This window comes from Methylomonas sp. Uni0009, from assembly GCF_054188105.3.
Map to the genome: position 1 here is coordinate 4,111,019 of NZ_JBTAFN010000001.1, position 12,989 is coordinate 4,124,007.

The 12,989-nt window shown below is 48.6% G+C and carries 13 protein-coding genes; 5 read left to right on the top strand and 8 right to left on the bottom strand.

Features of this window, described 5'->3' with window-relative positions; all coding sequences use genetic code 11:
• Positions 1-11 precede the first annotated feature (11 nt).
• Positions 12-1,463, bottom strand: a complete 1,452-nt coding sequence (locus ACWAU0_RS18970; RefSeq protein ID WP_129871398.1) for a conjugal transfer protein TraH — start codon at positions 1,461-1,463, stop codon at positions 12-14.
• Positions 1,460-2,473: a conjugal transfer protein TraF gene (locus tag ACWAU0_RS18975; RefSeq protein WP_033159474.1), complete on the bottom strand. Its 1,014-nt coding sequence runs from the start codon at positions 2,471-2,473 to the stop codon at positions 1,460-1,462. The genes ACWAU0_RS18970 and ACWAU0_RS18975 overlap by 4 nt, the downstream gene beginning before the upstream one ends.
• Before the next feature lie 486 nt (positions 2,474-2,959).
• On the opposite strand from ACWAU0_RS18975, the gene mobI reads away from it, so the two are divergent.
• Both mobI and ACWAU0_RS18985 read left to right on the top strand, forming a co-directional pair.
• Positions 2,960-3,415: a conjugative transfer protein MobI(A/C) gene (gene mobI, locus ACWAU0_RS18980; RefSeq protein ID WP_033159463.1), complete on the top strand. Its 456-nt coding sequence runs from the start codon at positions 2,960-2,962 to the stop codon at positions 3,413-3,415.
• 470 nt (positions 3,416-3,885) lie between these two features.
• Positions 3,886-5,136 (top strand): IS110 family RNA-guided transposase, encoded by a 1,251-nt coding sequence (locus ACWAU0_RS18985; protein ID WP_033159462.1) that lies wholly within the window; start codon positions 3,886-3,888, stop codon positions 5,134-5,136.
• A 394-nt stretch (positions 5,137-5,530) separates the two neighbouring features.
• Here the strand turns inward: ACWAU0_RS18985 and ACWAU0_RS18990 are convergent, their stop codons facing one another.
• The 3 genes from ACWAU0_RS18990 to ACWAU0_RS19000 are packed head-to-tail and all read right to left on the bottom strand — an operon-like array spanning position 5,531 to position 7,444.
• Positions 5,531-6,424: a CE1 family esterase gene (locus ACWAU0_RS18990; protein ID WP_033159461.1), complete on the bottom strand. Its 894-nt coding sequence runs from the start codon at positions 6,422-6,424 to the stop codon at positions 5,531-5,533.
• Between the two features lie 45 nt (positions 6,425-6,469).
• Positions 6,470-7,075: a hypothetical protein gene (locus tag ACWAU0_RS18995; protein ID WP_129871399.1), complete on the bottom strand. Its 606-nt coding sequence runs from the start codon at positions 7,073-7,075 to the stop codon at positions 6,470-6,472.
• Positions 7,076-7,117: 42 nt separating this feature from the next.
• Positions 7,118-7,444: an EthD family reductase gene (locus tag ACWAU0_RS19000; protein WP_033159460.1), complete on the bottom strand. Its 327-nt coding sequence runs from the start codon at positions 7,442-7,444 to the stop codon at positions 7,118-7,120.
• Between the two features lie 117 nt (positions 7,445-7,561).
• On the opposite strand from ACWAU0_RS19000, the gene ACWAU0_RS19005 reads away from it, so the two are divergent.
• Positions 7,562-8,437 (top strand): LysR family transcriptional regulator, encoded by an 876-nt coding sequence (locus ACWAU0_RS19005; RefSeq protein ID WP_458137591.1) that lies wholly within the window; start codon positions 7,562-7,564, stop codon positions 8,435-8,437.
• 468 nt (positions 8,438-8,905) lie between these two features.
• On the opposite strand, the gene ACWAU0_RS19010 is transcribed toward ACWAU0_RS19005, so the two are convergent.
• Positions 8,906-9,253 carry a TMEM175 family protein gene (locus ACWAU0_RS19010; RefSeq protein ID WP_458137592.1) on the bottom strand — a complete coding sequence of 116 codons (348 nt, stop codon included), beginning with the start codon at positions 9,251-9,253 and terminating at the stop codon, positions 8,906-8,908.
• A 619-nt stretch (positions 9,254-9,872) separates the two neighbouring features.
• On the opposite strand from ACWAU0_RS19010, the gene ACWAU0_RS19015 reads away from it, so the two are divergent.
• Together ACWAU0_RS19015 and ACWAU0_RS19020 are read left to right on the top strand one after the other, a co-directional pair.
• The gene (locus tag ACWAU0_RS19015) at positions 9,873-10,382 is read left to right on the top strand and encodes a DUF6398 domain-containing protein (protein WP_101053399.1); all 510 of its coding nucleotides are present in this window, start codon (positions 9,873-9,875) and stop codon (positions 10,380-10,382) included.
• Entirely contained in the window at positions 10,379-10,873 is a 495-nt protein-coding gene (locus tag ACWAU0_RS19020; protein ID WP_101053401.1) for a hypothetical protein, read from the top strand. The genes ACWAU0_RS19015 and ACWAU0_RS19020 overlap by 4 nt, the downstream gene beginning before the upstream one ends.
• Before the next feature lie 650 nt (positions 10,874-11,523).
• On the opposite strand, the gene trfA is transcribed toward ACWAU0_RS19020, so the two are convergent.
• Positions 11,524-12,393: a plasmid replication initiator TrfA gene (trfA, locus tag ACWAU0_RS19025; protein ID WP_033159458.1), complete on the bottom strand. Its 870-nt coding sequence runs from the start codon at positions 12,391-12,393 to the stop codon at positions 11,524-11,526.
• Between the two features lie 10 nt (positions 12,394-12,403).
• A complete protein-coding gene (locus ACWAU0_RS19030; protein ID WP_458137593.1) occupies positions 12,404-12,868 on the bottom strand; it encodes a hypothetical protein in 465 nt (154 codons plus the stop codon).
• Positions 12,869-12,989 lie beyond the last annotated feature (121 nt).

A 12,989-nucleotide genomic window follows, 5' to 3' on the forward strand; every position in this document is an offset into this window, starting at 1 on the left:
GGAATGAGCGTTTAAGGACTTGGCCACGCCATCCCGGACGCCGGCAACTGTGCCACGGTACCGTAGTGTTTCGGCTTCACGGTGGTCATCAACTGCTGGTAAAACGCCATCAAGGTTTGCGGATTGCCGTAGCGTCCGGCGATGGTGACGTACTCGTCTTGAATCTGCTCGCGGGCGTCTTTCAAGGCATCCATCAGCAATTTGGCGTAGGCATGGTCGTTCATGTGCGCCGCGGTTTGCACAGCATTGAGCAAATCGTTGACGATCAATTGCGCCAATTCCAGAGCAATCACCGGCGCGACTTCCTCGGCCCACAACTTTGCAATGCCGGCATCCTCCCTTGCCAAGTTATGGATCATGCCGCCGATGGCATCTGGCACAGTTTGCATGAAGGCTTTTTCGCTGTCGGTGATCTGGCCGCTGTTGGTCGAGAATTTGTAGATTAACCCGTTGCCGGTATTGGCAGAACCCAGCAGGATTTCCATCACCCGTTGCTTCAAGCCCACCAGATTGACGTTCTGGACAATGGGTTTGAGGCACTGATCGGCATCGTGTCCATCCGAACAGGTGTACATCCTGACGGTTTGATAACTATTGCCGACGTCATTGCCGTACATCAAATCCTTGATCCGCAGCACCGGTGGCGGCGCGCTGATGGCATTGTTCTCGCCTTTGCCATCGGGTGCGGCTTGCGGGGCATCGACGATCACGGTACCGGAAATACTCATCGCCGCTTCCAGCAAACTGTTGCCGCCAAAGCGGAACCAGCCGCCGGCATTTTGATTGACCAAGGCTCGCCAGACCAGATTACCCTGGATGATCTTGGTCATGTCGGTCGGGTCGTTCTGCTTGATTTGTTGTACCGGATCGCCCAGGGTGCTGGTATTGGTCCAGCTGGAAAACACATCCGATATGCCTTGGGTAAACGAGGCATTGGATAGATTGGTTTTACTTTGTAGATCGAAGGCTTTGACCGTGTCGTTGACCAAGCCTTGCGCCAAACGGCAGGAGTTACTGAACATCTGGTTCATCTCCTGAATCTTCTTTTGCAGATCGGTCATCACGGAGGCACACCAGGGACACATGGCGCCGACCGCCAGTTGAAAGGCATAGCCTGCCGCATTGCCGGCCACGTTGCGCATCAATTGCACGAACTGGTTGAAGTTGATGAAACTGAAACTACCTGCAAACAAATCGATACCCCCGCAGCCGGCGCTGAACGACGGCGGCACGAACGACACCAGATTGGTGTTAGTGATACCGTTGCGCGCCACCAGGCTGCCGCCGGTAATCACGCCACGGCGCTGTCCCAGATGCGCGGTGGGTGCCGTGAAGTTGGTCATGGTGCCGAACATGCTGTCCATTTCCTGTTGCAGGTCGGCATAGGCTGGATCAGCACTCTCGACCAACAAAATCAACACTACGATTTGACGATAGCGTAATCGAAACGTAAACGACGTCATGGCGTACTCCCCCTTTGCGCACTGCGTTGCAATGCCTGGATCAGTGACAGTGGATCTTGAGCAACCGCAGGACTGATACTGCCAACTGTTGGTAACAACATCGGCGTATTACGAATGCCCTGGGTGGTTTGGTATTGGGTGGCATCGATCCAACCGGCTTCCTTGGCGGCCAACAGAATCCGTCCGGTAACTTCCTCCAACGACAAGGCACCTTGCGCCAACGGTACTATTTGCTTGGGCGGTTTCATCAGGAACAGCGCCGGTGTCTGTTCAACGCCCAACATTGCCGCCTGCCCGTTATCGCGTTTGAACTGACTGAAAAAGCCATTCGGCATCGCCAAACCATCCAGCGATACCGGATAGATTTTGAAACCGTAGGCGTTTTCCAGCATCGCCAGAATCGGCGCCTGCACATGGCAATAAGGGCAATCGGACCGAAAGAAGAACAAAATACCGACTTGGGCGGCAATCGCTTTCAAGGCGCGCTCGGCCACTACGCTGGCTTGATGATTGGCTTCATTGGCCGCATAAGTTGCCACCGGCCGGCGCACCGTTTCATCGAGTTGCGGATCCGACATCACCACGTAACGCGCTGCATTGGTAAAACGCTCGGCTTTGTCCATCATCACCAGCTGCAGGTAATAAAACGCTGCGACATTCTCCTGAGTGGGATCATCAATGGCCTGGTTCAGGTAATGCTCCAGGTTTTGCTTCAACCAAGCAGAGGACAGGGGTTGGGGTTCTGCAGCTGGCTGGGCTTGAGTTTTGAGTTCCGTTTCAGCCTGATGAACGACGCTGGGCGGTTTGCTGTCAGGCTTCGGTGTGTGCTGATCAGCTTGAATATCGGGTTGGGCTTTTTTAACCGGCTCCGGCAACACCTCATACCAAAACCAGCCGCGCTGTTTGTCGACGAAATAGGAAACTTCGGACGTGTCGTCCTTACCCATCGCCAGAGAGGCTCTGAGACACAAGCTCAAGATGATCGGTAAAGAAATGGCATTTCGGTTCATCGCGCCATTGTCCGTCAGATTTTCCCAGCGACTTTTGCAGCTGACGACGAAAACGCCATCAGCTGCAAGATGGTTCAAAAGCGATCGCAGAATCCGACCGTAACTGCAGACGATCGCAAATTCGGCGTCAACTGCAATCGGCATCCCATGTCGGTTGCCTAAAATGCCGGCGTTATTGCGAACGGGCGATGGCCCGCAAATACTAATAGGAAATCGACTTTCGATTTGCCTACGCTAGTAGGGAAACGTGGCAACGGTAATCGACCTGAAAGCCGAAGTTATTTCCTAGGTAGGCATGAGTCACGCCGTTTTGACAAGGCAATGCCTAAATGAACCATTCAGAAAATGACAGTGATATGCCTACTTCGGTAGGCATTTAAGGTGCAAAACCTATGCACTAAGGCGCTTTCCAAGGCTCGCAATGAACAGAAAATCCCGTTAGGCATTGTCCATGTCTATCCCTACAGTTAAGTAATAGGAAAATTCATGTCTAGCGAACAACCTGTCAACAGTCAGCTCAATCTTACTGAACAAGACCTGCTGCATTGGATCGAAACCCGGTGCGATCATCTCCAGGCGCAAGCCAAAGTATTGGTCGATGATTATTGGCGCCAAATGAAAAGCCAGCGCCAGAAACACAGCAAAAGCGAATCGGGCCGAATCGGCGTCCGCATCCGCTGCCGGGAAAACCAACGCGCTTTCAGCATTGAGTGGTACCGCATGGCCACGTTGCGAAAAAACGGTCAAACCAAGCCCATTGCGCAGTACGTTAAGAAAGGCCGTGGCTATCGTTATCCGTTTGGCAACCTGCTGAAGGGCGAACCCGCCTGGGAGGCGGAATTAGTCGAAGAACTGGAAACCGAGTTTGCCCATATCCGGCAACAGCTCGATCGACTGGGAAAAATTCGAGATGCGGTGCAGCGTTATTGCAGGGTAATTTAAGCCGAAGCCAATAACAAATTCATCGGTTGAGATTGCAAGATTACGAGCATTGTTCCAATGGGCTTGCTTGAAAGATAGGCCCCGGTACGGCGATTACCTGTCGGTCGGGATGGCCATTAAATTCCAACGATTAACACATCCTGAAATCGATTCGAATGTCCGGAATTCGGCGAGCAAATTGAAATTATCACTGTGTCATAACGGCCAAATATAGTCTTTCCGTCCTGTTTTCAGTAATAGTAAGCAAACTGGCAGGTAGCTGCCAGTGAAAGCAGGACATGCACTTGCAAGCTACGAATAGTTCGGCCATAACATTCGATGTTCACCGGTTTTATTTCGAGCTCGCAGGTGCGCTTGTGATCGTTAACGAATACTCAGGGCTTGCCGTAGCATCGGCTCACCTATATTTCTTTCGCAGATCCCAAGCAGGCATGCCCCTTAGACTTTATTTGTTATGCCGGAGATCAGTTATGAAGAGTCCTACTAATCAACCTTTTACCGCCTTTATTGGTATTGACTGGGCAGACAGGAAACATGACGTTTGTGTCCAACCAGCAGACTGTGAGAGGCGGGAGTTCTTAGTCATTCCGCATAAAGTTGAAATGATCAATGACTGGGTGCAATCTTTAATCCAGCGCTTCGGCTCGCCCATCGCAGTGGCTGTTGAATTGTCGAAAGGCCCGATTGTGTCGGCACTGCAGAAATTTGATTGTTTTGTCATTTATCCAATAAACCCTTCAACCCTGGCCAAGTACAGACAAGCGTTTACGCCCAGCAGGGCAAAAGACGATCCGACAGATGCGGAATTTGCCGTTGATTTACTGTTGCGTCATTCCGGTCGTTTTAAACCCTTACAACCTCAAAGCATTGAAATACGGGCATTGTCATCTCTGGTAGAGCAACGCAGAAGCCTGGTTAACGATAAAATCCGTATTACCAATCGCTTGCGCTCTGCCTTCAAGCAGTATTATCCGCAGGTGTTGGACTGGTTTGACCATATCGACACCCCGTTATTTTGCGATTTTATCCGGCATTGGCCAACGCTAACGCAAGTCAAACGTGCCAGAAAGAACACGCTTGAAACATTTTTCAATCAGCATAACATGCGGTTTGCCCAACTGTTGGCAGATCGAGTAGAAGCTATAAAAACCGCGACACCTTTGACCTCCGACGACGCCATCATTATCCCTTATCGGCTTCAGGCGCTGGTATTAATTGAACAGTTAAGCGTTACCCTGGAAGGTATTAAGCAATTTGACCAAGAAATCGAGAATATCGCCCGCAAGCATTCTGATTACCCCTTGTTTAGCGCATTGCCTGGGGCTGGACCTTCGCTCGCACCCAGACTGTTAGTCGCATTTGGTGAACAAAGAGAACGATACCCGAGCGCGGCAGATTTACAAAAATACGCTGGCGTTGCTCCAGTGACAGAGCGCAGCGGTAAAAAGCATTGGGTGCATTGGCGCTGGCAGTGCCCGACTTTCCTACGACAGACGTTTACAGAATGGGCGGCACAGACGATCAACAAATCCTTCTGGGCAGGCCAATATTATCAGCAGCAGCGCGCAAAAGGCTGCACCTACCAAGCCGCAGTACGAGCTTTGGCATTTAAGTGGATTCGCATCCTTTACCGATGCTGGCAAACAGGCAAACCTTACAATGAATCCACCTATCTAAAAGCTCTCGAGCACCGCGGATCTCCATTGCTAAAACAGGCTTAAAAATAGTCAAAATATCTTGACGGACTAACTCAGGGCGTGAACCGGTCGGTCGGGGTAACTTTCCAATTTAGTAAATTAAGGCAACCCGTGACCCAACCGAATGTCAGGTATTCGGCAAGCAAATCGACTTTATGACTGCGTCACTAAGGCCAAACCCGCCGCTCGGAGTAGCTATCCGATTTTAATAATTAAGGCACCATGTAACCCAATCGGCTGTCCGGTATTCGGCTTCGTTTTGGGTCGTCGTTTGATGGCTCTAGGCTCAATACGTCCAGGTCGGTTGTCAACCAACTGTTCAGCCACTAAAAGGAGCAGGCAGACCCGAGAGGAATCCGGGTGACCGTTTGCTTTCGGGTTTACCTTTGCATCCATTACGATTCATATAGAGCCAATTTCACTTTGCCCGTGGGCTAACTTGAGTCGCTGACACAAAAAACTCGACGATATCCTGACTTCGCTCGGGCCAATGTGAATGGATGTTATCACCTTCACAGTACAACGTTTTTACGCCCCCGGCACACCCTGAATAAGAGGAGCAACCATTTGCGATTTTATCCGGAATAGGATCACATTTATTACAAGCCGCCCACCAACCCACCGCTTGCTGACCATAACCAGGGAACAGGCGATCCTTACTGCTGTGCATAACCATAACCGGCAAGGGTTCAGGGCATCTGCGGTCGCGTAAATCATCATATGCAACCCCTGCTGCGCTCGGCGCAATTGCACGTGGGATGTGTCGTGTGCCAGTCATAAACGCTAATGCCATCGCCGAAGTTCCTCCATCGGAATGCCCGGTAACATAGACTTGTTTTTCATCAATACACCACTTTTTGGCCATTAAACTGGGAATGGTGCCTAATTCTACGGTAGTGCTGGGCGATAATTCCGGATGATCCGCATAGGCCACGATGAAACCGGCTTGGGTGGCAGGAAAAGTGAACCCAGTTGTTTTTTCGGTTTTAGCCCGATTCGATCCCGCCGGAGAAAATACCAGTAATAGTGGGTGGGCAACGGATGCATCATAATTGGCTGGTGTGCGGACATTGTATTTGATGCCATTTTCGGTTTCTTCACCATAAGTCTCTCCAGCGTCTCCACTGAGTTGACCGGCTTTGCAAAGACGTTGCAGCATCTCAGGTCGATACACGGCCTGCCCCAATTCTACTGATTCGCCGCTATGATCCATCAAAAGCATGACAACCATTGCTAATATCGGTAAACCGAATAGCACTTTCTGCCAAGAATTGGTTCTTAAAAGATAAACCTTTAATTGAGCCATATTCATAGTCATATTCCCCCTAAGTACGTTTGACTCGCCTGTACCATTCGATCATGCCTCAGGCGAGTGATTGGGCGCTTCCTTATTCGCTAACTTCATTACAATATAAGCCAGCAACAACAAGCTTCCGATTATCACAATCTGCAGCATATAGCTTTTTCCGGGAACCGATTCCAGGCCAACAGAGAATGGAATATGAGTATCAAGACGCTTATCCTTGTCGACAATAGCGATGTGTGCCAAATAATTACCAGCGCCATATTGACTAAAATCGACCATACTATCGAAAGTACCGTTTTTAACTTTTTTCGGCTGCTGATAAAAAACCCTTTGCCCTTCAGGTTCTTTGGTGATTTCGAATTCCACGCTGACATTGCGCAGACTTTTACCTTCGTAGTCGAACACCAAATTAGTTGGGCCGATTTCGGGAATGATGCTGCAATATTCCCGATCCCCTGACAGAGTCGGGGTATAGGCCGTGAAATGGACTCGTTCAAAACCAACCCTCGTAACGCAAGCATCGGCCTCGTCAGGCGCACCTCGATGCGCTTGGGCAATAGTTGGCATTAATCCGACCCAAAAGACAACAGGCAGCAGACCCAGCCACCTAATGCGCTTATAAGCCACCTTTTTTAGTTTGTTGATTGAGTTAGACATTGATTTGCCTCCACTGTGATTATGTTAAATCCGATGGTCGGATTAGAAATCAAAGGTTTCCACCTCGGAGATCAGAAACAACGGCTCACCACCGCTAGAAATCTCAACGGCATGCTGAGCTGTTTCTTGACCGCCTGGTGAATTCAGACAAGCCTTTAATTCGGCGAGGGATGGAAAATAAACCTCGGCAATTCGATGAAACTGCGCTGCAGATTTGTCTACATTGGAAAGAATCAATGAGGCGACAAATCGTGTTTTGCCGGCCAGCTTTTCGACAGCCATCGGCACATGCTCATCAGCATAACGACGTTCAAAAGTTTTTAAATCTGTTGGCGTAGGGTACATTACGATTAATTTTGCAGTTTTCATAGGAATATTGAATATTTATTTGATTGGACGTTTATATTAAATAATGAGTTAGGAAAATAGTAAAATACCAATTTTCTATGAAACAATAGGTTTTTCCTATTCAAAAAGGGGCAAACTGTGGAAATGCAACAAATACGCTATTTTCTGGCCGTCTGCGATAAAGGTTCATTCACTCGCGCTGCACAAGCAACCTATGTGGCCCAACCCTCGCTGACCCAAGCAATTAAGAAATTGGAAGATGAACTTGGCGGTGAGCTATTTAGCCGAGACCGCAGTGGATGTCGGTTGACGGCTTTAGGACGTTTGGTCGAACCTTCTATACGTGAAATAGTGCGCAAGACGCAAGCTCTCAAAGCTGAGGCTGTGCGTTTCAGCCGCTTAAATACTGTGCCACTTCGCATCGGCGTGATGACGACAATTGCCGCACACCATTTAAGTCCATTCTTCACTGACTTTCAGCAAGAACGACCCCATGTAGAACTGGAATTAGTCGTCGACAGTGAATGCAATCTATTGAATCAACTTGATGAAGAGGGCCTGGATTTAGTTATCAGCGCACCAACATCCTTACTGGCAGAGCATTACCAGTCTTTAGAGCTTTACGAAGAACGCTATGTCGTTGTCTTCAACGACAAACACCGTTTCAATCAAATGCAACAAATTGATTTAGCGACCATACAAGCTGAACCTTACTTGGATCGCCTGAACTGTGAATTGCGTGAAACACTGAGGAGTGTGTGCCAGGGGCGGCAGGTCAATCTTTATGCTGCCTATAGAAGTAATAGCGAAGAGTGGATACTGAGTATGGTACGCGCCGGAATCGGTGTTGCGCTAATGCCGGAATTCACCATCACCAAAAATGCAGATCAGATTCGAGTTCGTTATCTGTCAGATCCGGAAATTCGTCGCACCATCTGCGCTATATTCCCGCCCACATCGGCCGCAAAACCCGAAGTGGCAGAAGTATTGAAAAGTCTGCGGATAGGTTTTTAAAAAATCACAGGTTAGGCAAAACTAAATCAAAAGTCCGATTATGGCGTTTATAGGGGTTAGGAAACCTCTGATTATTGCAGTTTTTCAAGAAAAATTGACGCGCAAGCCATTGCTTTAATTGGTGTTGAACCAATCGGCCAGAAAGCCGCCATACATGTTTCTCAATAGCAGACCTTCACCAACTCAATTTATTGTTGAAGGTTACAACGAAAAGCCCAGTTTTTGCTTGGCAAATCAAAAATCCTTTTAATATTCAGACATCACGTTCTCAATACGTCGATCTGGCACTAACCATAGCAATGCGACCAGCACATAAAGCCCTTGAGCTAACCATGGCGACCAAAACGTGCTTAGTGTCGCTATTAAGTAAATCAATGGTGAGGATTTACCCTTCCAGTCGCTACCGACAGCTCTTTTTAATAGCGAATTTGTCCCTTGTGAAACGATGATGAGGTATTGTAATAATATTTAAGCGATTGCTGCCATCAATAGAACCACTCCGTAAGCCATCGTTGGTATAGCCGCAAAGTGATTTTCCCCCATCCAGGCAGTTGTGAACGGAAATAACGATAACCAGAACAATAAATGCAGGTTTGCCCACAGTATCGAACCAGTGACTTTTTGGCATGTTTGCAGTAGATGGTGATGGTTATTCCAGTAAATGCCTACATAGACGAAGCTCAACACATAGCTTAAAAGCAAAGGAATCAGCGCATTGATGTCCGCAGTATGGGGTACTTTCAATTCCAATACCATGATGGTGATAATGATGGCCAGTACCCCATCACTGAATACCTCCAGCCGACCTTTACCCATGTCTTACCTCGTTAACGTACTGTAGTGATGGGTAGCTATTATTACAGCCTATGGTTACGCACTGTTTTTTAAAATACAAAATTCAATTGGGTTCTTACATAATCGCTATCATGTCCACCTTCAGTAATCACTTGTCCCGCAAAAAATGGGTGTAAGTAAAACCGAAGGAAAGGTGTTTATTGATTTCTCACTCTGTGTTTGCCGAAATGGCGAGGGCTCGATATTGGCAGGCACCCTCTATATGTGGATGTCGCAAAATTGGCCGTTGGATGCGGTCGCCAATGGCCGCTTTGTAGATCTCCAGTTCCCAGGCGCTGGATTTAGCTGACTGACTGGTTTGGAGAAGTGCGACCGTCAAGTTTGGGTCGGTTTGGCACTGTGACGACCGGCTGCTTCCAGGCACCGGAATTCAATGACGGCTTTCGGGGGATGAATCTGAAGAGAATACGGTCCTTTGGCGATCCATTCTTGCAGGCCGCGTTTCTTCAAACCGATCAGCCAGGCAAATTCAGATTTTGTGGTGATCCAGCTTTTTGGGAATTTGTATTATCATGAGGATAAATAAAGATGGCTATTCCATCGCCATCCAACCAGCTATTTATCCACTAATATCCTCGTCATGATGACTGAAAAAGTTCCGAAATCCATGGCAGACAAATTTGCCGCTATCACTGCTTTAACGGATTCATTCTGTGAACAGCATTTGAACGATGAATATCGGTCAATGATCCACCGTGTGGTTGGTGTATTGGCTAGGAAACGACCATCGCCACTTCTTAAGGGTAGAGACAATGTTTGGGCTGCCGCTGCCGTTCACGCGGTTGGTCGTACCAATTTTTTGGATGATCCCAGTCAATCGCCGCACTGTAAACCGAAAGTAATTTATGAGTTTTTTGGAATTGCGGAATCCACCGGACAAAACAAATCGAAGGAAATTCGCGATCTATTAAATATGGGACCAATGTCGCCGGATTGGACTCTTCCCAGCAGTCTTGCTGATAACCCTATGGTGTGGATGTTGCAGGTCAATGGCTTGATTGTTGATATTCGGCATGAATCGCTTGAATTACAACAAGCAGCCTACGAACAGGGATTGATTCCTTTTATACCAGCAAAGGTGGAAAAGTGAGTCGCATCTCTATTGATACTTTGAAAGTCGCAACATTGAAAATTCAGGCTATGGATTTTCGACAAAAAGAGCTACTACTCGATGAAATTTATCAGAATCAGCCACACATGTTGGGCTTGGTTTTGGTTCAACAAAAGCTCGGTGTTTCTCTTGAGAAGATGGATTTCCTGCTAAACATCCTACTGAATTGTTTCCAGGCTATGAAGGATTCTGGCTTGAAATGGATGAAAATTACTGAAGATGAAATTGATCGGCAAATGAATCGCTTTGTGGCGACAGTCAATTTCGCCAATGATTTGGATAACTCGCTTCAAAACCAGTTAATTCAACAGTATGCCGAAGGACATCACGAAATTGCTTTACTGGCTTATGTTCAAGCTGAAACAGAGAGTTGGTTAAAGCGCATTAAACCCGAAGAAAGTGATAAAAACCTGATTATTGCTGCAATGACCTTTGTAAACTGTATTGCTTCAGCCCGATTGGTTTCATAAGCTAAAAGTACATTATGACTCTGTTGGTTAGGGTTACTAGTAAGACGCCAATGGCCGCTATGTGAATCTCCAGTTCCGATGCTCTGGATTTGGCTGACTGGCCGGTTTAGAGAAGTGCGACCGTCAAGTTTGGGTCGTTCTGATACGGTCGCCAAGGACTGCTTTGTAGCCCGCCCGTTCCAAGAATCTGGCTTTGGCCGACTGGCCGGTTTGGAGAAACGCTACAGTCAGATATGATCGTCACAAGACAACCAAGGCGATTCCATATAAGCCCAGTGACAAACTCCTCACTAGCATTCGTTTCAAAAAAGAAATCCTTGCTATCACCAGTCCCTATATATAGATTAAAAAAAGATTATATATAGATTAGCACCCTCAAATTTCAGCGCAAGAGAATTGCTGAAGCCCACGAATAGCATGGCCTGCGGCGATTTCACAACTTACTCGAAGCGTCGGTCTAATGCCGTGTTAAACGTCGGCCTAATGCCGTGCTTTCTGTCGGTCTAATGCCGTGCCCGTCGGTCTAATGCCGTTACCTTGTCGGCCGAATGCCGTGCCTCCGTCGGTCTAATGCCGTGTCCGCGTCGGCCTAATGCCGTATCGAGAGGCTTCGACCGACCCAAAATAGCGTCGGTCTAATGCCGTGCTTTTTAGTGCTGCTGGTCGTCGAGAAAACGCTGTTGACTGGGCGTCGGCTGGCGTTTGATTTTCACCATGTCATCAGCGAATTCAAAGCTAGCCAAAGTGCCAATACTCACCAAGGCCTCCAACGCTTTACCCAACCGATATTTGAAATCACGCAGGGTTTTCGCGCCACTGCCGCTGAGTCGGTGAATGGTGGTAATTTTCATCGGAAACGGCGCAGCATGAGACGACAAAAAACCGTGTAACCATAATGCCAAGGGTTGCTTGCGCAATTTCTGCCGCTGCTCGAATTCGATGTAGGTATAGCCCTCCTCGAACAGACGCAGCATGGATTCGGTCAATTCCACTACGTAACGCTGCGTCCGTTCATCACGGTAATAACGCAAGAAGCCTTTTTCACCGAAGGCATCCCGGCCGTGAAAGGTGATTTCGACAAAAGCGCCGCCCAACCGGGCCATCGATTCTTTCAACCATTCATGTTGGCTTTTGCCGCTACCGCGCCCCAATGCCGACAACAGGGCATGGGCGCTGAAGGTCACGCTAAATCCCGGTAATTGTTGCCGGGACAAATGCACGATCTGCATCCAGACATCGAGGTCCGATTGATTGAGCTGTATACCGAGGTAACGAACCTCAATGCCATCGACCGCAGCCAGCAGGGTGCGCTTTTTGTAGGCAATGCGCTCCTTGCCTTGGATGCCGGCGAACAATGCGCTCCGTAAACAGGCATTGGGCGTACCGCGAATTGCCGATGGCCAATTGGGTAGTGAAGTCATGGGTTCGACGACCCGCAATTTGGCCTTTTTCCGCTCCGTCAGAGATTGAAAACGTTCGGTGAGATTATCGAGCGAATGGTTGGTGGTATTTCTGTCCATGACGACCACCTCACTTCTTCAAGCTGCCTGGATGACAACCATGACTCAAAACGTTGTGCGGAATTGGCATGGATCTGACTAACGCCTGCTCCTGCGGTGTCATATCGAGTTGGTGATGACAATACTTTCGCCAGGCGCGTTCGATGACCAGTGTATCGTCATCCTGGCGATCGGGAATGTGCGACGCGCTGACATCGAGAACGCGATCCGATGAGTCGTCGCTTGCCACGTAAACGCCAAGCGGTTGATCGACTTGCCTGACAACGTGTTCAATCGATGCGGACCGTAATACCGAACCGCCCAATCCTCCTGTCTGCCAAGCAGTATCCAGGCGCCAGGGTTGTTCGGGTTGAATCGGCACAATCGATTCGATGACGGTCTCGCTCACGGCGGCATCAGGCCGATTCAGCGAAGTACAGGCCGTGCCGCACACTGCAGACACAAGACAATGGATTGCGAGCGATTTGGATTTCATGAGAGCTCCAGGGGTAATTAAAGGGAGCTCGTTACACTAAACACTCTTTTGCGAAGCCTGCTTGCAGCTGACGTCGAATTCGTCGTCAGCTGCAAACGACGATTGAAAAATTCCCGGCAAG

Coding starts and splice junctions, on each gene's coding strand:
- trfA (WP_033159458.1), bottom strand. CDS start 12,393: ATGGACAGAAATACCACCAACCATTCGCTCGATAATCTCACCGAACGT.
- ACWAU0_RS19000 (WP_033159460.1), bottom strand. CDS start 7,444: ATGAAAACTGCAAAATTAATCGTAATGTACCCTACGCCAACAGATTTA.
- ACWAU0_RS18985 (WP_033159462.1), top strand. CDS start 3,886: ATGAAGAGTCCTACTAATCAACCTTTTACCGCCTTTATTGGTATTGAC.
- ACWAU0_RS19010 (WP_458137592.1), bottom strand. CDS start 9,253: ATGGGTAAAGGTCGGCTGGAGGTATTCAGTGATGGGGTACTGGCCATC.
- ACWAU0_RS18975 (WP_033159474.1), bottom strand. CDS start 2,473: ATGAACCGAAATGCCATTTCTTTACCGATCATCTTGAGCTTGTGTCTC.
- ACWAU0_RS18970 (WP_129871398.1), bottom strand. CDS start 1,463: ATGACGTCGTTTACGTTTCGATTACGCTATCGTCAAATCGTAGTGTTG.
- ACWAU0_RS19015 (WP_101053399.1), top strand. CDS start 9,873: ATGATGACTGAAAAAGTTCCGAAATCCATGGCAGACAAATTTGCCGCT.
- ACWAU0_RS18990 (WP_033159461.1), bottom strand. CDS start 6,424: ATGAATATGGCTCAATTAAAGGTTTATCTTTTAAGAACCAATTCTTGG.
- ACWAU0_RS19030 (WP_458137593.1), bottom strand. CDS start 12,868: ATGAAATCCAAATCGCTCGCAATCCATTGTCTTGTGTCTGCAGTGTGC.
- ACWAU0_RS18995 (WP_129871399.1), bottom strand. CDS start 7,075: ATGTCTAACTCAATCAACAAACTAAAAAAGGTGGCTTATAAGCGCATT.
- mobI (WP_033159463.1), top strand. CDS start 2,960: ATGTCTAGCGAACAACCTGTCAACAGTCAGCTCAATCTTACTGAACAA.